Genomic DNA, 20808 nt, shown 5'->3' on the forward strand with positions numbered 1-20808 from the left:
TATCCTTGCCGGAATGGAGGCAAGAGATCTGCGGGTATCGGACGCGGAACGCGAACACGTCGGTGAGTTGCTGCAACGCGCGGTGGGTCAGGGAATGCTGTCGCTCGGCGAGTTCACCGAACGGATGGACACCGCGCTGGCCGCGAAGACCCGCGGTGAGCTGAACGCGGTGCTCGTCGATCTGCCCGGAATGCAGATCGACCCGGCCTACTTCGCCGGCCAGCACCCGACGTCGGCGCCGGTCCCCGCGGCACCGGTTCCTCCGCCCGCGACGGTCCCGGTCGCGGGCCCGCCGACCGGGTACGCCACCGGCCACCCGGCGCAGCAGCCCCTGGTCATCCGCAGTCGGATGTCGACGATCACCCGCAAGGGCCGCTGGAACGTCCCGCCGACCCTGTTCCTCGACTCCCGGATGGGCACCTCGACCCTCGACTTCACCGAGGCCGTCATGCAGACACAGGTGGTGCATCTGACCGTCGACGACTACTGCGGGTCGGTGACGCTGGTCGTTCCGACCGAGGCGACCGTCGACCTCAACGGGGTCGACGCCGTCGCGGGCTCGGTGTCGAACAAGGTCCGGACCGGCCCGCCCTACGGGCCGCTGCACCTCGTGGTGCGGGGTCGGATCCGGTTCGGGTCGATCACCGCGCGCCATCCGTACGGCACGGCGCTGCGCAAGATGCTCGGCAGCTGACGGTCAGTCGTCGTCGCGGTGGCGGGCGAGCAGCTCGCTGACGCTCACCGCGACACCGTCACCGCGACGATGGCGCCCGGTGTCGGTGTCGGACAGATCGTCGTTTGCGCCGTGCCGAGCCGCGGGCTCTGGTGCCGGGACCGGCTCGGGTGCCGGCGCCGGCCGGGGCTCCGGGGCGGGTGCGGGTTCGGCGGCGGCAGGCTTCACGACCGGCATGACACCGGTGTTCGGTGCCCGCAGCGCGGCCAGCCACGCGACCTCTCCGTCGTCGTCCGAGGTGGACGGCCGCGGACGTCTCTCGGGCTTCGGGGCAGGGGCGGTCGCGACCGGTTCCGGGGTCGGCGGCGCGGTCGGTTGCTGCGGCTGCTCGGACGGTTCGGGTCGCGTAGCGCCGCGACGCGGCGTGGCCGCACGGGCCCGCGGGGTCGTCGGGATCCGGGGGATCGGCTGCGTCAGGGGGTCGGAGTCACGAGTCGCGCCGGCCGGAGCCACAGCGAGGACCTGCTCGGGGTTGGGCGCAGCGGCCGGTGCATCCGTCGCCGTCAGCTCGGGAACGTCACCCGGGAGCTCGCTGTCGAGGATCGGTTCGCCGAGCCCGACCTTCTCCTGGATGCGCTTCATCCAGGCAGGCGCCCACCAGCAGTCGTCGCCGAGCAGCTTCATCACCGCCGGCACCAGGAACATGCGGATCAGGGTCGCGTCGATGACGAGCGCCGAGATCATGCCGTATGCGATGTACTTCATCATCACCAGCTCGGAGAATCCGAACGCGCCGGTGACGACGATCAGGATCAGTGCGGCCGCGGTGATGATCCGGCCGGTGTGCGCGGTGCCGATCCGGATGGCCTCGGTGGTGCTGGCGCCCTGCGATCTGGCCTCGACCATGCGGGAGAGCAGGAACACCTCGTAGTCGATGGACAGGCCGTAGATGATCGCGACGATCAGCACCAGGACCGGGGACGTGATCGGTCCGGGCGTGAAGTTCAGCAGACCCGAGCCGTGGCCGTCGATGAAGATCCAGGTGAGGATGCCGAGCGTCGCGCCGAGGCCGAGCGCGCTCATCAGCACGGCCTTGATGGGCAGCACCAGCGAGCCGAATGCCAGGAACATCAGCAGCGTCGTGAGGGTCAGGACCGTGACGATCATGAGCGGCAGGTTGTCGAGCAGCGCACTGATGCTGTCCTGCTCGATCGCCGGGGTGCCGCCGACGAGGACGTCCACGCCGTCCGGGATGTCCATCGCGCGCAGATAGTCGATGGTGGGGGCGGAGTCGTTGCGGTCGACCAGACCGGCCTTGAGGACCTGGACGCCGTCCTTCGCGGGGCCGGTGATCGAGAACTTCTCGACCAGGCCGGGCGCCCCGCTCGCGGTCTTGAGGATCTGGCCCACCTGGGTGCCGTCGGCGCCCTCGATGACCAGTTTCACCGGTTCGGTGCGGTTACCGGGGAACAGTTCGTCGAACTGTTCCTGCGCCATCCGCGTCGGGTTGTTCGTCGGGAGGTAGTCCTCGTTGATGCCACCGAACTTGATGCCCGTCAGCGGGATGATCATGAGCAGCAACCCGACCACGATGGGGATCGTGACCTTGATCGGGTTGCGCATCACCCAGCGAGTGAGGCGGCCCCAGATGCTGGACTCGATCTCCTCGGTCGACTTGATCTGGCCGAACCGCTTGAGGCCGAACTTGTCGATCCGCCGGCCCAGGATGCTCAGGATCGCGGGCAGCACCGTGACCGAGGTGAACGCCGCCAACAGCACCGTCGCGATCGCGCCGTACGCGACGGACTTGAGGAAGCCCTGCGGGAACAGGATCAGACCGCCGAGGCTGACCGCGATCATCGTCGCGGAGAACAGCACGGTGCGGCCCGCGGTCATCACAGTGCGGCGCACCGCGTCCTTGGTGTTGCGCCCGTCGCCGAGTTCCTCGCGGAAACGGCTGACGATGAACAGGCCGTAGTCGATCGCCAGACCCAACCCGATCAGTGAGACCACCGACGCGACGAACACGTTGATCTCGGCGAAGTGCGTGAACACCCGCACGATGCCGTTGGCGCTGAGGATCGTCAGACCACCGACTATCAGTGGCAGGGCAGCGGCGATGACGCCACCGAACACGAAGAACAGCAGCACCCCGACCGCCGGGATTGCGATGAGCTCCATGCGTTTGAGGTCGTTGGCCATCGTGTCGTTGATGGCGCTCGCGACCGGCTGCATGCCGGCAAGCTGGACCTCGACCCCGTCGATGTCGAAGGCGTCCCGCACCTCACGAAAGTTGTTGGTGATCGCGGTGTCGTTGTCGCCCTTCAGCGCGACACTGACGATCGCATGGGAGCGGTCCTCGGTGGCCAGAGCCGGCAGCCGCGGCGTGTTCGGCAACGTGAAGTAGCTGCCGTTGAACTTCGCGACCTCGTCGGGATGCTCCTGCACCAGTCGCTGCAGGCTGTCGGTGACCTTCGCAGTGAACTCCGGGTCGTCGACCGTCTTTCCCTCGGGGGCGGTGTACATCGCCACGACGTCACCGTTGGTGTCCCGGCCGAAGGTCCCGTCGGCGAGCTTGGCCGCCGCCACGGACTCCGAGCCGGGGTCGTCCCAGCCGCTCTGACTGAGGTGGTCACCGAGACCGGAACCGTAGGCGCCCAGCGCCAACAGTCCGGCCACCATCACTGCGATGACGGTGAAACGGGCTCGGTAGACCAGATCTCCCCAGCGAGCAAACACGTATGGACTCCTCAGCGCCCGACAAGCAGGGCGGAAAGCGGGCGGAACGGCTGCAACCAGGCGCCCTCGTCGGGCAGGGATTCCAGGCTGACCCGTGGCAGAGGCTCACGGAAGACACCCGGAATGTCCTCGAGATCGACGAAGTCCAGGATGTCGGACGAGACCGCCCAGCTGGCGTGCTCACGGAACCCGAGAACCTGCACCGGCACGCCGGTTGCTGCGATGTCCTCCAACGGCTCACGGAAGGCCTGTCCGTCGGCGGAAGCGACCATGACACCGGCCAGACCCTCACCACGGCGGAGCTCGATGTGGTGGAGCATGTCGGCATCGACGTCGCTGTCCTCCTCCACCTTCGGCTTGGCGAACACCGCGAAGCCCACATTACGCAAGGCCTCCACCCAGGGGCGGACAACATCCGCGCTACCAGGGGCGATGTTCGTGAAGACCGTCGCCTCGGGCTCGAGTACGGCAGTTTCGGTGGCGGAAAGCTCGGCGGTGCGGGAGAGCAACCAACGGCCCAGCGCGTCGAACCGCGGCCGGTACGCGGCCGTCGGGCGACCGCCGAGGATCGCGCCCAGGCCCATGTCGAGATTCGGGGCGTCCCAGACGAGAAGCACCCGCTTGTGACGGATGTCGCGGCCGTCGCCCTCAGGGGAATTGGTAGCCGTGCCCGGCGTGCTGAGACTCATTACTTGATCTTCCCCCAGATGAGTTCTGTAATGGCGCTTCCGACCTTGTGCGCCTTGTCCTCGAACTTCGTGACCGGTCGCTCGTGCGTCATCGGCGACTCCCAATCGAGTTCGGTGAGGAGCGGCTCCGCGTTTCCGGCCTCGGCGATCGCCTCGGCGTACTCGGCGTGATCAGTCGCGACGTGCAGCACTCCGCCCGGCTTCAAGCGGCTCGCGATCAGCGCGAACGTGGGCGCCTGCAGCAGCCGACGCTTGTGGTGGCGGGCTTTGGGCCACGGATCCGGGAAGAAGACACGGACGCCGGTCAGCGACTCGGGCGCGACCATGTTCTCGAGCACCTCGACGGCGTCGCCGCGCAGCACCCGGACGTTCGGGATCTCCTCGCGCTCGACCGTCTGCAGCAACTGCGCCAGACCCGGCCGGTAAACCTCCACCGCGATGAGGTTCACGTGCGGCTCCGCCTTGGCCATCGCGGCCGTCGCGGTGCCGGTCCCGGAACCGATCTCGATGATCAGCGGTGCCTCGCGGCCGAACCAGGCGGTGGTGTCGAGCAGCTCGTCGCCCACCTCGGCGCCGATCGTCGGCCACATCCGATCCCACGCGCCCTGCTGCGGGTCCGTCAGCGAACCGCGCCGGGACCGGAAGCTCGTCACCCGCGGGTACAGGCGCGACCCCCGCGACTCACCGGTCGTTTCCTCCGCAGCGGAGTCGGCAGCAGAGTTGTCGATGTCGTCGTGCGGGATCTCGGGTGCATCCTGATGGGCGTCGTTCACCCGACCATTGTCACGTATGTCCACGATCACGGGCCGACTCGGTCTGCAGATAATATGGACACTTTGGTCTGGTTCGGTGGCGGGGATACCCCGAAATCCAGGCGTTCTCCCTGGTAGTCGGCGGTATTCTCGGCGGCGGAGGTCCCGGGCAGGGGAGTGGGTCGGGTGGGGGAGGTAACGGTGGGGAACGGAACTGTCGTGGAGCACAGGGCCGCGACGACAGCGGAACTGGCGCAGCTCGGCCGGTTCGCCGCGGGTGTCGGCGGCGCGCCACTGCGTGCCCTGGACGACTACCGGGAACCGATTCGGATCCAGGTCGTCGGCCGTGCCGGTGCCGGACGCACCACCACCGTCGGCCTGCTCGAGCGGTCCGGGTTCACGGACGTGGCCGAGTCGACGGCCGTCGACGCCCCCGGATCGGCCGACCCCGACTTCGACGGCGACGTCGTCGTCTACCTGCTCGCCGGTGCTCCGCGCACGCCCGACGTCGAGGCACTGAGGCGCGCGCCACGCGATGTCACGGTCGCGATCCTCGGCAAGGCCGACATGCTCGGGTCCTGGGCGGTGGCGGTGCGGACGGCGATCGAGTGCACCGCCGAGACCGGGGTACCGACCGTGCCGATGGTGGCGGGCCCGGACCCGGACACTTCCGTCGGAGTCGACGACGTGGTGTCCGCCGTCGCCGACTGCGTCCGCAGCGCGCAGGCCGCGCGGACCCGGACGCTGCTGCGCGCGCTCGCCGAGGCCGCGGCCCGCGGGCCGCACCGGGACGCCGTCGAGCAGTACCTGCGCAGCGACGAGGCCGTCCACGCGGCGGCGCGGGCCGCCCGGTCGCTGCCCGACGGCCCGGCGAATCGACGACGGGTCGAGTCGGTGCTCCGGCGGGCCCGCGTCCGCGAGGCCGTCCGGTGACCGAGGTCGGCGGGTTTCCACCCGACGCACAGCGGATCGTCGAGCGGTGGAACCCGGACGGACTGCGGGGATGGCGGGAGGATGCGCGGACCGGGGCGCGATCCGTGCACGTGGTCGCGGTGCGCGGGATCGACCCGAGACCGGTCCTCGACGTCCTTGCACCGTTCGAGCCGACGATCGACGCACCGGACGGCGCCGGCGTCGTGGTGATGGTGCTCGACGTGGCTTCGGTCCTGGGGCGGGACGAGCTCGCCGCGCTCGACGCGGCCGCGCACGACGTCGAACGCGTCGTCTTCGTGTCGACCGGCGCCGGCGAGCATCCGGACCGGGACTCGGTGCGGGAGCGGGACGAGGCGCTGCTGCGGGCGCACTCGATCAGATTCGCCGACGTCCGGGTCCTGTCCTCGCCGGATCTCCTGACCGTGGCGGTGCGCGAGGCGCTCGCCGAGGACCCGGACACCACGGCCCAGCGCAACGCGCGCCGCGGAGCCGTCTCGCTGGTGGAACGCACGTGTCGACAGATCACCGGCACCGCGCGGGCCCTGCGTGACGGCAGCGACGAGGCCGCCGCCGCGCTGCGTTCGCGCAGGACCCGGCTCGCGATGGAACGGGACGGGGGCCGGGCCGAGCGGCTCGGCCGGCTGCGCGCCGACGTCCAGCGCGCCCGCGTCGACCTGTTGCACGAGGCCGGCGGTCGGGTCCGGGCGGTGTCGGCGACGGCGCGGACCGAGATCGATCGTGCGGGACGCCGCGAACTGCAGGCCTTCCCGGAACGGATGGGCTACCTGGCCGCCGCGGCCACCGCCGAGCTCGACGCCGCGGTCGAGCGGCACCTCGGCGAGTTGGTCCGTCGGGCCGGGGTGTCCGATGTCCCGCCTGCGGACGCGGGTCGACCGGCGGCCGCGCCGTCGGGGCCGGAGCCGCGGCACCGCGGTGTCGAGGACGGGATGATGGTCGTCGTCGGCGCATCGGCCGGTGTGGGCCTGGGACGTCTCGCGGTGGCGCCGATCTCGATGGTGCCGGCGCTCGACATCGCGACCATCCCGATCGCTCTCATGCTCGGCGGCGCCGCGGCCTGGTGGCTGGCGCGGTCCCGCCGCCTGGTCGCGGACCGGGCACACCTGCGGCAGTGGGCGTCGGACACGACCGTGCAGCTGCGGGCCGAGCTGGAGCAGCGCGTGTTGGGGCGGATCCTCGAGACCGAGGCCGCGGTGGGTGCCCGCATCGTCGCGGACAGTCGCGCCGCCACCGTCACCGTCGACGAGGAGTTGGCCGCCCTCGATGTCGAGGCCCGGCGTCTCGCGACGGAACGCAGCGGCCGGCTCGCGTCCTGCGAGCGGGACCACGCCGTCCTCCTGCGGGTGCTCGAGGGGTTCTCGGGGCTCGCGGGGCACTGAGGAACGCCGACGAACGCGGTGGAACCGAGTGGAGCGGCGGCGCGTCCAACGTCGTAGCCACAGTTGTAGTGGCACGACCAGCGGGAGGCATCATGATCACGACCGACGATGTGACGGGAAACCTGCCGGACGTCGATCTCGACTCGTTCGGGGCCGACTCGGGTGCGGTGCACCTGACCGGGCCTGCGCACGACATCGACGGCGACGGCATCCTCGACACCCAGACCTTCGAGGTCGACGACGCGATGATCGTCGCGAGCGACCTGGACGGCGACGGCGACGCCGACAACCTGACCATCGTCGGCGGCCACGGCGACTACTCGTCCTGGGAATTCCATCGGGACGCCGACGGCGGGGAGCGGTGGGAACGCACCGACGAGGGGACCCTCGGCGCGTAGCGAACGCGCAGGTCCGCTGCCGCGGCAGGATCCCGTCGTCGTCTGAATCGTTCCTGTGACCGAACCGACGACACCCGGTTCCCCCAACCTGGACGCGCGGCGTTAACCTCTATAGCTAGGACACCCGGCACCCGTGTCCTTCGTTCGTTGTCCACGGTGACGTACGTGAGCAGCAGCGGAGTGGGCGGGCTGCACCCCGCCGAGAGGGGGAAATCGGTTCGGCTTACCTCTCAGCCCCGTCATGTGCGGGGCTGACGTGGTTGGATCGGTTCCCGGCCCCACCCCAGGAGAGTTTGATGACCTCAGCGACCATCCCCGGTCTGAACGGAACTGACGGCACACCCCCCACTGAGCACAGCGAGCTGCTCGCCTGGGTGCAAGAGGTTGCCGAGCTGACCCAGCCCGACCGGGTCGTCTTCGCGGACGGCTCCGACGAGGAGTGGGAGCGCCTGACCGATCAGCTCGTCGAGGCCGGGACGTTCACCCGTCTCAACGAGGAGAAGAAGCCGAACTCGTTCCTCGGCAACTCCGACCCGTCCGACGTTGCGCGCGTCGAGTCCCGCACGTACATCTGCTCGAAGGAGCAGATCGACGCCGGCCCGACCAACAACTGGATGGACCCGACCGAGATGCGGGCCCTCATGACGGACCTGTACCGCGGCAGCATGCGCGGTCGCACCATGTACGTGGTGCCGTTCTGCATGGGTCCCCTCGGCGCCGACGACCCGAAGCTGGGCGTCGAGATCACCGACTCCGAGTACGTCGTCGTCTCGATGCGCATCATGACCCGCATGGGCAAGGCCGCGCTCGAGAAGATGGGCACCGACCGCCCGTTCGTGAAGGCGCTGCACTCGGTGGGCGCTCCGCTGGTGGGCGACGTCGCTGATGTTCCCTGGCCGTGCAACGACACCAAGTACATCACCCACTTCCCCGAGGACCGCGAGATCTGGAGCTACGGCTCCGGCTACGGCGGCAACGCTCTGCTGGGCAAGAAGTGCTACTCGCTGCGTATCGCCTCCGCGATGGCGCACGACGAGGGCTGGCTGGCCGAGCACATGCTGATCCTCAAGTTGATCTCGCCCGAGGACAAGGCCTACTACGTCGCCGCGGCATTCCCGTCGGCGTGTGGCAAGACCAACCTCGCGATGATCCAGCCGACGATCCCGGGCTGGCGTGCCGAGACCCTCGGTGACGACATCGCGTGGATGCGTTTCGGTGAGGACGGCCGTCTGTACGCCGTCAACCCGGAGTTCGGTTTCTTCGGCGTCGCGCCGGGCACCAACCATGGCTCCAACCCCAACGCCATGAAGACGGTCGAGGCGGGCAACACGCTGTACACCAACGTCGGCCTGACCGACGACGGTGACGTGTGGTGGGAGGGTCTGGAAGAGACACCTCAGCATCTCCTTGATTGGAAGGGCAACGACTGGACCCCCGAGTCCGGCACCAACGCTGCCCACCCGAACTCGCGTTACTGCACCCCGATGTCGCAGTGCCCGATCCTGGCCCCCGAGTGGGACGACCCGCAGGGTGTCCCGATCTCGGCGATCCTGTTCGGTGGACGTCGCAAGACCACGGTTCCGCTGGTCAGCGAGTCGTTCGACTGGCAGCACGGCACCTTCCTCGGTGCGACGCTGTCGTCCGAGCAGACCGCTGCCGCCGAGGGCAAGGTCGGCGCCGTGCGCCGCGACCCGATGGCGATGCTGCCGTTCCTCGGCTACAACGCCGGTGACTACCTGAACCACTGGATCAACCTCGGCAAGAACGCCGACTCGGAGAAGCTCCCCAAGATCTTCTACGTGAACTGGTTCCGTCGTGGCGACGACGGCCGCTTCCTGTGGCCCGGTTTCGGCGAGAACTCCCGCGTGCTGAAGTGGATCATCGACCGCATCGAGCACAAGGCCGACGCCGTCAGCACCCCGATCGGTTTCGTCCCGACCGCCGCCGACCTCACGCTCGACGGCCTGGACGTCGAGGCCGCGGATGTCGACGAGGCCCTGGCCGTGAACGTCGAGGAGTGGAAGGCCGAGATCCCGCTCATCGAGGAGTGGCTCGAGTTCCTCGGCGAGAAGGTGCCCTCGGGCGTCCGCGACGAGTTCGAGGCCCTGAAGCAGCGCCTGAGCTGATCCCCGTTTCGTAGCCGAATGTCACATTGGTTCAGTCCAACTGAACCGATGTGACATTCGGCGTTTCAGCGGTTGTCGGGTGTGGGCTCCACGTCGGCGCCCCGAGATGTCGTCGTGTGTATACGTTCGTACATGAGCGGACCCGATGGGATGCCCGTCGCGACGGGATGGTGCAATAACTCCAACCAGACAACGACCCGGCTGCCCGAGTGGCCGCGAGGAGGATTCGGCATGGGGATCTACGACAACGTCACCGAGCTGGTCGGGCGCACCCCGCTGGTGCGGCTGAACCGCCTCACCGAGGGTCTCGGCGCCCAGGTGGTTGCGAAGCTCGAGTTCTACAACCCCGCCAACAGCGTCAAGGACCGGATCGGTGTCGCGATCATCGACGCCGCCGAGCAGTCCGGTGAGCTGAAGCCCGGCGGCACCATCGTCGAGGGCACGTCTGGCAACACCGGCATCGCGCTCGCGATGGTCGGCGCGGCCCGCGGCTACAAGGTCATCCTGACGATGCCGGAGACGATGTCGACCGAGCGTCGCGTCATGCTGCGCGCGTTCGGCGCCGAGATCGTGCTCACCCCCGGCGCCGAGGGCATGGCCGGTGCAGTGAAGAAGGCCGAGGAACTGGTCGCGCAGAACGACAACGCCGTCCTGGCTCGCCAGTTCGCGAACGCGGCCAACCCGGCGATCCACGAGCGCACCACCGGCGAGGAGATCTGGGCCGACACCGCCGGCGAGGTCGACATCTTCGTCGCGGGCATCGGCACCGGTGGCACCCTGACCGGCGTCGGCCGCACCCTCCGGGCACACAAGCCGGACGTGCAGATCGTCGGCGTCGAGCCGGCCGACTCGCCGATCCTCAACGGCGGCCAGCCCGGACCGCACAAGATCCAGGGCATCGGCGCCAACTTCGTGCCCGAGGTCCTCGATCGCGAGATCTACGACGAGATCATCGACGTCGAGTTCGACGACGCCATCCGCGTCGCGCGCAGCCTCGGCACCGACGAGGGCATCCTCGGCGGCATCTCGGCGGGCGCGAACGTGTGGGCGGCCCTCGAGTTGGCGAAGCGTCCCGAGAACGCCGGAAAGATGATCGTCGTGGTGGTGCCCGACTTCGGCGAACGGTACATCTCCACCCCGCTGTTCGAGCACATCCGGGGCTGAGCACTGTGAGTGTCCTGCGCACCATCCGGGAGGATCTCCGGGCCGCACGAGGCCAGGATCCGGCCGCGCGCAGCGACGTCGAGAACGCCGTCGTGTACTCGGGTCTGCACGCCATCTGGTCGCACCGGGTGGCGCACCGCATGTGGGCCAAGCCCGCGCTGCGCGGCCCGGCTCGCATGCTGGCCCAGTTCACGCGGTTCCTCACCGGCATCGAGATCCATCCCGGTGCCACGATCGGGCGGCGGTTCTTCATCGACCACGGCATGGGCGTCGTGATCGGCGAGACTACCGAGATCGGCGACGACGTGATGATCTACCACGGCGTCACGCTCGGCGGGCGGTCGCTCGCGAAGACCAAGCGGCACCCCACGATCGGCAACCGCGTCACCATCGGCGCCGGCGCGAAGGTGCTGGGGCCGGTGGTGATCGGCGACGACAGCGCGATCGGCGCCAACGCCGTCGTCACCCGTGACGTCCCCGCCGACGCCATCGCGACGGGTATCCCGGCGTCGGTGCGGCAGCGCAAGAGCCACGAGCAACTGGTCGATCCGACGTCGTACATCGATCCGGCCATGTACATCTGAGCCCGGCTCCCTAGCTGAAGGGTCCCTCCGTGCGCTGGCAGCGCGTGAAGGGACCCTTCAGCTCTTTTCGGGCATGGTCGACGAGGTGGCGGCGTAGGGTGTCAAATTCATCGACGGCCTCGTCGGGGACGGTCCCCGGCGCCGATCGGCCGTTCCGGGGGAGTGTGCTGGATGGGTGTCTATGCCGTCACGGGTTCGGCGTCGGGTATGGGGCGCGCGGTCGTGGACAAGCTGACAGCGGCGGGACACACCGTCATCGGTGTCGACCTCTCCGCAGCCGAGGTGGTCGCCGATCTGTCCACTGTCGCTGGGCGCAGTCACGCTGTGCGGGAAGTGTTGTCGCGGGCGGGAGGCAGGCTCGACGGTGCGGTGCTCGCCGCCGGAGTGGGCCCGGCGCCCGGTGCCGACCGGCTTCCCCTGATCGGCGCGGTGAACTATCTGGGTGTCGTGGAATTGCTCGACGGGTGGCGCCCAGCGCTGGCGGCATCCGGCAGGGCCAAAGTGGTTGTGTTCGGTAGTAATTCGACGACGGTGACACCCGCGGTGCCGCGGCGCACCATCAACGCCTTCCTGTCCGCTGATGTGGACAGGGCGGTGCGGTCGGTGCGCTGGTTCGGCAAGGGCGCGGCACCGATCCTCTACGCCGGATCGAAAATCGCTGTCACCCGATGGGCCCGTCGGCACGCGACGGCCGAGCAGTGGGCTGGTGCCGGGATCCGGCTCAACGTCCTCGCTCCGGGTGCGATCATGACGCCGCTGCTCGAGGAGCAACTTGCGACACCTTCGGAGGCGAAGACGGTCCGACGATTCCCGGTGCCGGTCGGCGGCTTCGGCGACGCCGGCCAACTCGGCGACTGGGTCGTGTTCATGCTGTCGGACGCGGCGGACTTCCTCTGCGGGAGTGTTGTTTTCGTCGACGGCGGATCGGACGCCTACTTCCGTGCCGACTCCTGGCCCCGGCCGGTCCCGGTGACCCGCATAGTGCCTTACCTGACGCGGTTCCTGAGGTATCCCGGCTCCCGATGACCAACTGAAGGCTCTTTCGGTTCAGGTGCGGCGCAAAGCTCGTCGGTGACTGCGGCGTGGCACGATAGGGGGCCGATCTCGCCCCGGCTCAGCTGCGGCGACGACCGGGGTGTCGCATCGGAAACGGAGGAAACACGTGAAGCTTCGCAGGATGAAGAAGGTTGCGGTGGGGCTGGCTGCATCGACGGCGATGGTCGCCGGTCTGGCGCTGACCGGGACGGGTACGGCCGCCGCGGCCGACCGCTACGACGGGCCGGAGCTGAAGGTCGAGCAGGGTGACTTCGGGGGCAAGAACCTCGAACTCACGCTGACCAACCCGAAGAAGGCGGAGGGCGCGTTCAACGAGTCCAGCTGCACCTCGGCGTTGCTCGACGGCCAGCAGGGTCTCGAGGCCTTCGTCGCGTACAACAACAAGGACTTCGGCAAGCTCGTCCAGATCATGGCGTCGCCCGGGCTGCGTCTCGGCCCCGCGGCGAGCAACAACCTCCTCAACCCCGGACCGAATGCGAATACCAAGACCTTGCAGGTCGACAACGGTGTCTACATTTACCTCGGCACCTGCGGCGGGTGGGGTTCGGTCCTGAACCCGACCAACGTCGGTGTCTCCATGGTGCCGGTGATCGTTCCGGACGGCATCGGCAGCCTGTCGCCGGCGCTGTCCTTCGGTAGCACGGCGCTCGAGGCCGGCATCGACATCGCGAGCCTGCTGCCGCTGATCGGCTCGATCGGCGGAGCTGCCGGCGCGGCTAGCTAGGGCTGGTCGTCCGACGAATCCTGAAGGTGCCCGTCATTCGCCGACAGCGGGTGACGGGCCTCTTCCGCTTGTGCGGGTAGGTGGCGGGGGCGGTGCCCGGAGGACACCGGTGCGGTTGGAGGCGTCGAACGGGACGATGATCGCGACGGCGTGGGGGACGTCGCTGATGGCCTTGGCGATGTGTTCCGCGGTGCGGTCGTGGAGCACTCGGCCGAGGATCGAGCCGTAGATGCGGCGTGGCAGGAGCACGCTGATCTCGGTGCGGGGCGCGGTGGCGCGGGCGATCATCTCGAGGACCCCGTGGTAGAGACGCCGGTCCGGACATTCGATGAGCTCGAGTGGCACCACGAGATCGCTGTGCTCCCACTGCCGTTTGAGGTTCGCGGCGCGGGCGCTGTCGAGGACGAAGTGCACGGCCCGCAGTTCGCTGGGCCGCAGGCTGCGTCCATATCGCAGCGCTTCGATGGTGGCGAGGTCGAGGGCGTCGACCAGCACGATGACGATGTGATGCGAGTACACGGCCTCGGTGTCGGTCTCGGCGTCGCCGAGTTCGCGCAGTTCGGCGGCCTCGTTGCGGTACTCGCGGTTGAGCCGGATCAGCAGCAGCACCATGATCGGGAACACGATCACGACCACCCACGCACCCTCGGTGAACTTCGCGATCGCGAAGATCGCGACCACGATCAGGGACGTGACGCCGGCGGCCAGGTTGATCGCCAGGCCGCGGCGCCAGCCCGGAGCGCGGGTCTTCTGGTGGTGCCGGGCCATGCCGAGACCGGCCATGGTGAATCCGGTGAACACCCCGATCGCGTAGAACGGGACGAGCGCGTTGACCTTGGCGTCGGTCGCGATCAGGAGGACGATCGCGACCGCGGTGAGCACGATGATCGCGTTGGAGAACACCAGGCGGTGGCCGCGGCGCCGCAACTGCCGCGGCAGGAAGGCGTCGTCGGCGACGAAGCTGGCGAGGAACGGGAAGCCGTTGAAGCTGGTGTTCGCACCGGTGAACAGGATCAGCGCGGTCGCGATCTGCACCACCACGAACAGGACGTCGCCGAGCATGCCCGAGCCGAAGACGATCCGTGCCTCCTGGCTGATCACCGACGGATATCCGGCTGCGTACGGCGTGGCGTGGGTGAGATAGGCGAGCAGCGAGACACCCGAGACGAGGAACGCCAGGATGCACGCCATGATCACCAGCGCGCGCCGGGCGTTGGGGCCCTCCGGTTTCTGGAAGGCGCTGACGCCGTTGCTGATCGCCTCCAATCCGGTCAGCGACGTGCCGCCGTTCGCGAACGCGCGCAGGATCACCAGGACCGTGGCCCCCATGACCAGGCCGTCGGCGTGGTGCACCTCGACGGCACCGTCCAGGGTGGTGGGGTCGATCCGGTCGAGGTTGCCGGTCAGGGCCTGGATTACCCCGACCACGATGACGATCCCGATCGACATCGCGAAGAAGTACATCGGGAACGCGAACGCACGCCCCGCCTCCTTGAGGCCGCGTAGGTTGCCGTACGCGAGCAGCAGCACCGCGCCGACGGTGATCTCGAGGCTGTACGGGCCCAGCGCCGGGACCGCCGACACCACCGCCACTGTGCCCGCGGCGGACTGCACCGCGACGGTCACGACGTAGTCGATGAGCAGCGCGACCGCCGCGATCTGGGCCGTCTTGGGGCCGAAATTGTCCCGCGCGACGACGTACGAGCCGCCGGCGCGGGTGTAGAGCATGACCACCTGCCGGTACGACAGCGTCAGCAGGATCAGGATGACGAGGATGACGCCGGTGATCGGCAGCAGGAGCGTGAACGCGGCCAGCGCTGCGTACGGCAGCAACTCGATGAGTACCTGCTCCGGGCCGTACGCGGACGACGAGATGCAGTCCGGCGACAACACACCCAGCGCGGTGGTCTTGGACAGCCGCTCCTGATGCAGTCGGGCGGTGGTCAGCGGCGGACCGAGGAGGCGACACTTGATCCGGTAACCGAGCCTCTCGGGCAAGACGGGCTCGAACGTTCCGCTCGCCCCGGCGTCCCGAGGGGCCGAACTGGCGGGCGGGTCCATGGGTTCTCCAGAGTGCTCCAGGTCCGTATCGGCCGACGCTCCTTCAGTTCTACTCGCCTGGGATCGCGGATGGGGCCGCAGACGATCACACCGACAGGCTCGGCTCCTCCGACGTCGAGAGTGTGAGCACGGCCTTCCGGACAGCGGCGGTCTCGGTCGTGATCCGGTTCTCGAGGTCGCGCAGGGTGTGCGCGACGCGGGACTCGGCGTAGTCGCCGATGAGGTCGACGCTGGCCACCAGGTACACCTGGTGCGGTCCGAGGAACTCCATCCGCAGGTACGTCACGCGCTCCACCTCGGAGTAGCTCAGCAGCTTCGCGACCGCCTGGCCGCGCAGTTCCGGGGTGCCAGGCTCGCCGACGAGGAACCGGCGGTTGCGGTCGAGCAGGACCAGCGCGATGACGCCGAGCAGCACGCCGACCGCGATGGACCCGATCGCGTCCGGGATCGGCGATCCGGTCAACTGGTGCGCGAGGACGCCCGCGAACGCGATGACCAGGCCGATCAGCGCGGCCGCGTCCTCCGCGAACACCGCCCGGACCGTCGGATCCGACGTCAGCAGCGCGTGCTCGAGGATGTCGCGGTGGGCGTCGTGCGCCTCGCCCCGCAACTGCTTGAACGCCTGCCGGAACGAGATGGCCTCGAGCACGAACGCGATCCCCAGCACCGCGTACGCGACGCCGAAGTCCGACGCCGGCGCCGGATTCACCAGTTCCTGGATGCCGTGGGTGATCGAGACTCCCGCGCCGACCGCGAACAGGCCGAGCGCGGCGAACAGCGACCAGATGTATGCCTCCCGGCCGAAGCCCAGGGGGTGTGCGCGGTCGGGGTCCTTGCGGGCGCGGCGGTCGGCGACCAGCAGCAGGATCTCGTTACCGGTGTCGGCCCACGAGTGCGTCGCCTCGGCGACCATCGACGCCGATCCGGTGAGCACCGCTGCCACCGACTTCGCCACTGCGATCAACGCATTCGCGACGAATGCAATGACGACGGTGAGGGTGCTCTCCCCGCCCGAGTCCGCATGCGAGGTCGGTGAGGTCGCCATCGCCTCAGGCTAGGCGCGAGCCACGGCCTGCGCTTATCGGTCGCCCTTGATTCCTAGTTGCCCGAGTTGATCGGCGGCCGCGATCAGAGCGGTCAGCGCGGATCCCCGGTCCACCGTTCCCGGGACGAAGACGACGCACAGGCTTCCCACACCGCCCTGCTCGAATTCGACCGGGACCGCGAGCATGCCCACCCCGGGCAGCACTTCTCCGACGGTCCTGGTGTAGCCGGTCTCCCGGGCGAGGCCCACTTCGGGCCGTTCATCCGGTGTCGGCGGGAGGGCCGCGAGGATGGCCAGTCCGGCCGCACCCTGATCCAACGGATGACGCATACCGTCGCGCAGGCTCACCGTGGCCGGGCGGTCTGATGCTGCCGACATCAGCACGAGGGCGTCGGTGTCGCGCCTGACCGCGAGATAGGCACTCGCTGGGACGGCGCGGGTGATCTGTCTCAGCGCCCTCTCCGCCAACGCGGTCAGGCCCCGATTCGACGCGGCACCGATGACGAGCGGGGTCAACCCGAGCTCGTACCGGCCGCTGTCGTCGCGCTGCAGATAGCCCCTGGCCTCGAGCGTCGTCAGCAGCCGGTACGCGATCGAGCGATGCAGCCCCAGCGAGGACGCCACATCACCCGCGGTACACGGCGCATTGTCTGCGACCCACTCCAGGACCGCGAGGCCGCGCTCGAGCGTCTGAGACGTGACACCCGACTTGTCGGTCTTTCCCACTCGGCCCCCTCCGGGCGATGTTGTGCGTCGCGTCACAGGGAGCGTACGATCGCACTCGATATTCGGGTTGGTGACTCGATATTAGAGCATGAGGTGATTGATGGGCATCGGCATCGTGGGTGGCGGTATCGCCGCGCTTCATCTGGCGTTGGCGCTGCAGAAGGAGCAGATCGATGCCGTCGTCTACACCGCTCGGGGCCACGGCGATCTGCCCGACGGGCCCCTGCTCAACACGGTTGTCCATCACAATCCGACCATCGCCAGGGACGAGTTCCTGGGAACGGATCGCTGGCCTGCCGATCGCTATGGCTACCGCCGGCACTTCCATCGCATCGGAGGAAGCGCCCCGGTCGAGTTCACGGGGGTCTTCAGGCGGCCCTCGTCGGCCGTCGACCACCGCCTGTACCTTCCGGCCCTGGCCGAGACTTTCCTTGATCGAGGAGGGCAGATCCGCACCGCCGCCGTCGGCGCACGAGATCTCTCCCGTCTCGCCTCGCAGCACGAACTGGTGGTTATCGCGTCGGGGAGGGGGCCACTGAGCGGGCTGTTCGATCGTCGAGCATCCCTGTCTCCAATTCATGCGCCGCAGCGCCGCATCTGCGCGGGCCTGTACACCGGCATCGATCGACGTATCGAGGACGGAGTCGGGATCAGCCTCGCGCCCGACGTCGGTGAGTTGCTCGAGATCCCGATAATCACCCGACACGGTCGCGTCACCGCGCTGTTGTTCGAGAACCTCCCAGGCGCCGAGGCCGCCGCGCTCTCGGATATCCGTCCGACAGAGGATGGCGGTTGTCGATTCGCCCGCGCGGTACTGGATCTGCTCCGCGACCAGCACCCGATGACGTTCGAGCGTGTCGACGAATCAGACTTCGGATTGACCGATCCCCGGGACCTCCTGCAGGGCGGGGTCATTCCGGCATTTCGCGAGGACTACTTCGAAATCGAAGACGGCGTCTTCGCCTTGGCGTTGGGTGATGCGCACGTCGTCGTCGATCCGATCATGGGGCTGGGGGCGAACATTGCCGCCTACAGCGCCGGCGTCGTCGCCGACTGCATCATCGACAGCGGCGGCATCTTCGACGAGCTGTTCTGTGACCAGGTGGCCCGTGCGCGTGCAGAGGTGCTGATCGGCGCTTCGCAGTGGACCAATCTTATGTTGCAGCAGCACCCGCGTGTCTCGGATGTGATGCGGGCTGCAGCTCGAAAGCCGATGTTGGCCAACGTCTTCACCGACAACTTCGACCATCCGGAGCGTCAGTGGAGGATCCTGGCAACGGACCGCCGCGCGGAACGCTTCATCGCCGCCGGGCCCGAGCCCGAGCCCGCACCGCCCGCCACCTGAAGGGACGAACCGCATTGTCCGGCTTATCCGCTTCCAATGCAGGATGCACCCTCGGAACCGACGGAGTGGCACCCGAACTGCGGGTCGATTGTTGGCGGGAGCTGGTTTCCCAGCTCTATGTTCCTCTCAGCGCCGACACGACGTCGCCCGACTTCGGCGGCAACGTGCGGATGAGCACGCTCGGCGCGACCGTGGTCTCGCGCGTCACTGCCGGACCGCACACCGTGCACCGCAGCAAGGCGATGATCGCCGCGAGCGAGCGGGGGTACTACAAGCTCGGCCTGCAGCTCGAGGGGGACGCCGTCCTCTCCCAGGGTGATCGGCAGGTGGTCCTGCGTCCCGGCGACTTCGCCCTGTACGACACTGACAAGCCCTACTCGATGGCCTTCACCACGTCGACCGATATGGCGGTCTTCATGTTCCCGCGCGAGCGCCTGAGGGTGTCGCGTGCGGCGATGGATGCGATCCTGGCCCGCGGAGTCCGACGTGACGACGACCTCGGAGCACTCGTCGGTCCGCTGCTGTCCCGGCTGATCCGCCAGACGTTCCGCGACGACAGCGCCCCCTCTGCGCTTCCGATGGCCGACGCGGTGGTGGATCTTCTGTCGGCGTTACTGAACGACCAGTTCGGTGAACGCGAATGCCGCGGAGCCGACGCGCTGCTGATGGAGGCCAAGTGCTTCATCGACCAGAACCTCTCGGATCCGGATCTCTGTACCGATGCCGTCGCGGCGGCAGTTCACGTGTCCACCCGCTACCTCCAGAAGATCTTCTCCGCAGACGGTCAGTCGGTCGCGAAGTGGATTCGAGAACGTCGACTCGAAGAGTGTCGACGCGACCTGATCTCGGACAGGGACGTTTTCTCGGTCAGTGCCGTCGGCGCCCGCTGGGGACTTCCTGACGGTGCGCACTTCAGCCGAGTCTTCAAGGGACACTTCGGTGTCAGCCCCAGCGAACTGTACCGGTCCTCCGGGCGATAGCCGACCCGGCGGTGGTCCGAATGCCGCTCTGACGGTGTGCGCGAATCGTCAAAGACTGTTCCCTGCAAGCCATGACGACTCCCCGCTCTCACTGCGATCGTATGAACAGTAGGAGTTCGAATTCTCCTGCAGGACACCAGCTCGCAGAGGAGCACTCACGTATGCCGAACATCGGAATCATCGGCGCGGGTATCGGAGGCCTCCAATTGGGACTCCAGCTGCGCCAGCACGACATCCCGGTAACGATCTACACCGACAAGACCGCCAAGCAGATTGCGTCCGGACGCCTGCTCAACAGTGTGGCGCACCACGGACCGACGCTCGAGCGTGAACGTATGCTCGGCGTTCACTACTGGCCCGTCGAGATGTACGGGTACTCGTGCCACCACCACTACATCGGCGGTGATCAGCCCCTGTCGTTCAGCGGCGACTTCACCAATTGGTCGAGTGCGATCGACTACCGGCTCTACATTCCCCGACTCACCGAGGAATTCGAGAACCGTGGCGGCAAGATCGAGGTCCGCATGCTGCAGGCCGAGGACGTCGAACCCATCGCCGACCGGCACGACCTGATCGTCGTCGCGGCGGGTCGTGGAGCATTCGCGTCGATGTTCCCGCGGAGGCTGGAATACAGCCCGTACGACACCCCGCAGCGACTACTCAGCGTTGGACTGTATCGAGGCATCGCGCAGTCGGAGCCGCGTGGTGTGACGATCAGCTCCTCGCCCGGCCATGGCGACCTGCTCGAGATCCCGATGTTCACCGAGGAGGGCTTCCTCACCGCGCTGCTGTTCGAGAACGTCCCCGGTGGCGACCTCGAAGTCCTGTCGAAGATGTCGTACGAGGACGATCCGACGACGTTCGACAAGACCGTCCTCGAAGCGCTCGCAAAGCATCACCCGACGACGTTCGAGCGCGTCGACCCGGCACAGTTCGGAGTGAACCGATCGATCGACCTGCTCCAGGGCGCGCTGGTGCCGACGGTCCGCGCCGACTACGCGCGACTCCCCGGCGGCAAGTTCGCGCTCGCGATCGGCGATGTCCACAGCGTCGTCGACCCGCTGCTGGGGCAAGGTGCCAACTCGGCGTCCCACTCCTCCTGGATCGCCGGCGAGGAGATCATCGAGGATCTCGGATTCGACGAGATTTTCTGCCGGCGCGTCGCATCGCGCCGGGCGGACGTCGTCCTCGGTGCCGCGCAGTGGACGAACATGATGCTGGCGCCGCCGGCCGACCATATCCAGCGGTTGTTCGCGGCGATGAGCGCCGACAAGGCCATCGCAGACGAATTCACGCACAACTTCGACCACCCCGATCGCCAGTGGCAGATCCTCGCCACCGCCGACCGCACGGACCGATTCCTGGCACGGCACGGAATCGCTTCCACGAGAACAGCGTAGAGAGGCCACGAAGCAT

Annotated in this window: 18 protein-coding genes; 12 read left to right on the top strand and 6 right to left on the bottom strand. The window is 68.2% G+C overall.

What is annotated here, in order from left to right; all coding sequences use genetic code 11:
• Positions 1–13: 13 nt before the first annotated feature.
• Entirely contained in the window at positions 14–694 is a 681-nt protein-coding gene (locus tag DEU38_RS20790) for a DUF1707 domain-containing protein (RefSeq protein WP_114723306.1), read from the top strand.
• Between the two features lie 3 nt (positions 695–697).
• On the opposite strand, the gene DEU38_RS20795 is transcribed toward DEU38_RS20790, so the two are convergent.
• Genes DEU38_RS20795 through trmB form a run of 3 tightly spaced genes read right to left on the bottom strand, consistent with a single transcriptional unit; the run spans position 698 to position 4892 of the window.
• Complete coding sequence (locus tag DEU38_RS20795; protein ID WP_114723307.1) at positions 698–3412, bottom strand: MMPL family transporter; 2715 nt, start codon at positions 3410–3412, stop codon at positions 698–700.
• 11 nt (positions 3413–3423) lie between these two features.
• A complete protein-coding gene (locus tag DEU38_RS20800; protein ID WP_114723308.1) occupies positions 3424–4101 on the bottom strand; it encodes an NYN domain-containing protein in 678 nt (225 codons plus the stop codon).
• Positions 4101–4892, bottom strand: a complete 792-nt coding sequence (gene trmB, locus DEU38_RS20805; protein WP_114723366.1) for a tRNA (guanosine(46)-N7)-methyltransferase TrmB — start codon at positions 4890–4892, stop codon at positions 4101–4103. Before trmB ends, DEU38_RS20800 begins: the two co-directional genes overlap by 1 nt.
• Positions 4893–5054: 162 nt before the next feature.
• On the opposite strand from trmB, the gene DEU38_RS20810 reads away from it, so the two are divergent.
• From DEU38_RS20810 to DEU38_RS20845, 8 genes are all read left to right on the top strand, one after another.
• Positions 5055–5786, top strand: a complete 732-nt coding sequence (locus DEU38_RS20810) for a hypothetical protein (RefSeq protein ID WP_147283555.1) — start codon at positions 5055–5057, stop codon at positions 5784–5786.
• Entirely contained in the window at positions 5783–7183 is a 1401-nt protein-coding gene (locus DEU38_RS20815; protein WP_114723310.1) for a hypothetical protein, read from the top strand. Before DEU38_RS20810 ends, DEU38_RS20815 begins: the two co-directional genes overlap by 4 nt.
• 92 nt (positions 7184–7275) lie before the next feature.
• Positions 7276–7581, top strand: a complete 306-nt coding sequence (locus tag DEU38_RS20820) for a DUF6802 family protein (RefSeq protein WP_114723311.1) — start codon at positions 7276–7278, stop codon at positions 7579–7581.
• 296 nt (positions 7582–7877) lie between these two features.
• Positions 7878–9707, top strand: a complete 1830-nt coding sequence (locus DEU38_RS20825; RefSeq protein WP_114723312.1) for a phosphoenolpyruvate carboxykinase (GTP) — start codon at positions 7878–7880, stop codon at positions 9705–9707.
• A 231-nt stretch (positions 9708–9938) separates the two neighbouring features.
• The gene (cysK, locus tag DEU38_RS20830) at positions 9939–10871 is read left to right on the top strand and encodes a cysteine synthase A (RefSeq protein ID WP_114723313.1); all 933 of its coding nucleotides are present in this window, start codon (positions 9939–9941) and stop codon (positions 10869–10871) included.
• A 5-nt stretch (positions 10872–10876) separates the two neighbouring features.
• The gene (gene epsC / locus DEU38_RS20835) at positions 10877–11455 is read left to right on the top strand and encodes a serine O-acetyltransferase EpsC (protein ID WP_114723314.1); all 579 of its coding nucleotides are present in this window, start codon (positions 10877–10879) and stop codon (positions 11453–11455) included.
• A gap of 171 nt (positions 11456–11626) precedes the next feature.
• Positions 11627–12481: an SDR family oxidoreductase gene (locus DEU38_RS20840; protein WP_114723315.1), complete on the top strand. Its 855-nt coding sequence runs from the start codon at positions 11627–11629 to the stop codon at positions 12479–12481.
• A gap of 136 nt (positions 12482–12617) precedes the next feature.
• Positions 12618–13235, top strand: coding sequence for a hypothetical protein (locus DEU38_RS20845; RefSeq protein WP_254622651.1), 618 nt, complete (start codon positions 12618–12620; stop codon positions 13233–13235).
• Between the two features lie 33 nt (positions 13236–13268).
• On the opposite strand, the gene DEU38_RS20850 is transcribed toward DEU38_RS20845, so the two are convergent.
• The 3 genes from DEU38_RS20850 to DEU38_RS20860 all read right to left on the bottom strand — a co-directional run bounded on the left by DEU38_RS20850 (position 13269) and on the right by DEU38_RS20860 (position 17067).
• The gene (locus tag DEU38_RS20850; RefSeq protein WP_114723317.1) at positions 13269–15296 is read right to left on the bottom strand and encodes an APC family permease; all 2028 of its coding nucleotides are present in this window, start codon (positions 15294–15296) and stop codon (positions 13269–13271) included.
• 85 nt (positions 15297–15381) lie between these two features.
• Complete coding sequence (locus tag DEU38_RS20855; protein WP_114723318.1) at positions 15382–16341, bottom strand: cation diffusion facilitator family transporter; 960 nt, start codon at positions 16339–16341, stop codon at positions 15382–15384.
• A gap of 33 nt (positions 16342–16374) precedes the next feature.
• On the bottom strand, positions 16375–17067 hold the full coding sequence (locus tag DEU38_RS20860; protein ID WP_114723319.1) for an IclR family transcriptional regulator: 693 nt from the start codon (positions 17065–17067) through the stop codon (positions 16375–16377).
• Between the two features lie 100 nt (positions 17068–17167).
• Between DEU38_RS20860 and DEU38_RS20865 the strand changes: the two genes are divergently transcribed.
• The 3 genes from DEU38_RS20865 (at position 17168) to DEU38_RS20875 (ending at position 20792) form a co-directional block, all read left to right on the top strand.
• Complete coding sequence (locus DEU38_RS20865; protein ID WP_114723320.1) at positions 17168–18412, top strand: styrene monooxygenase/indole monooxygenase family protein; 1245 nt, start codon at positions 17168–17170, stop codon at positions 18410–18412.
• Between the two features lie 65 nt (positions 18413–18477).
• On the top strand, positions 18478–19392 hold the full coding sequence (locus DEU38_RS20870) for a helix-turn-helix domain-containing protein (protein ID WP_258558071.1): 915 nt from the start codon (positions 18478–18480) through the stop codon (positions 19390–19392).
• 161 nt (positions 19393–19553) lie between these two features.
• Entirely contained in the window at positions 19554–20792 is a 1239-nt protein-coding gene (locus DEU38_RS20875; protein ID WP_114723321.1) for a styrene monooxygenase/indole monooxygenase family protein, read from the top strand.
• The last annotated feature ends 16 nt before the right edge of the window (positions 20793–20808 follow it).

The sequence above is a fragment of the Rhodococcus sp. AG1013 genome (assembly GCF_003350365.1).
GTDB lineage: Bacteria > Actinomycetota > Actinomycetes > Mycobacteriales > Mycobacteriaceae > Prescottella.

Bases quoted from the DNA above. Each gene is read 5' to 3' on its own strand.
- DEU38_RS20790 (WP_114723306.1), top strand. From the start codon at position 14: ATGGAGGCAAGAGATCTGCGGGTATCGGACGCGGAACGCGAACACGTC.
- DEU38_RS20800 (WP_114723308.1), bottom strand. From the start codon at position 4,101: ATGAGTCTCAGCACGCCGGGCACGGCTACCAATTCCCCTGAGGGCGAC.
- DEU38_RS20820 (WP_114723311.1), top strand. From the start codon at position 7,276: ATGATCACGACCGACGATGTGACGGGAAACCTGCCGGACGTCGATCTC.
- DEU38_RS20825 (WP_114723312.1), top strand. From the start codon at position 7,878: ATGACCTCAGCGACCATCCCCGGTCTGAACGGAACTGACGGCACACCC.
- cysK (WP_114723313.1), top strand. From the start codon at position 9,939: ATGGGGATCTACGACAACGTCACCGAGCTGGTCGGGCGCACCCCGCTG.
- DEU38_RS20840 (WP_114723315.1), top strand. From the start codon at position 11,627: ATGGGTGTCTATGCCGTCACGGGTTCGGCGTCGGGTATGGGGCGCGCG.
- DEU38_RS20850 (WP_114723317.1), bottom strand. From the start codon at position 15,296: ATGGACCCGCCCGCCAGTTCGGCCCCTCGGGACGCCGGGGCGAGCGGA.
- DEU38_RS20855 (WP_114723318.1), bottom strand. From the start codon at position 16,341: ATGGCGACCTCACCGACCTCGCATGCGGACTCGGGCGGGGAGAGCACC.
- DEU38_RS20865 (WP_114723320.1), top strand. From the start codon at position 17,168: ATGGGCATCGGCATCGTGGGTGGCGGTATCGCCGCGCTTCATCTGGCG.
- DEU38_RS20875 (WP_114723321.1), top strand. From the start codon at position 19,554: ATGCCGAACATCGGAATCATCGGCGCGGGTATCGGAGGCCTCCAATTG.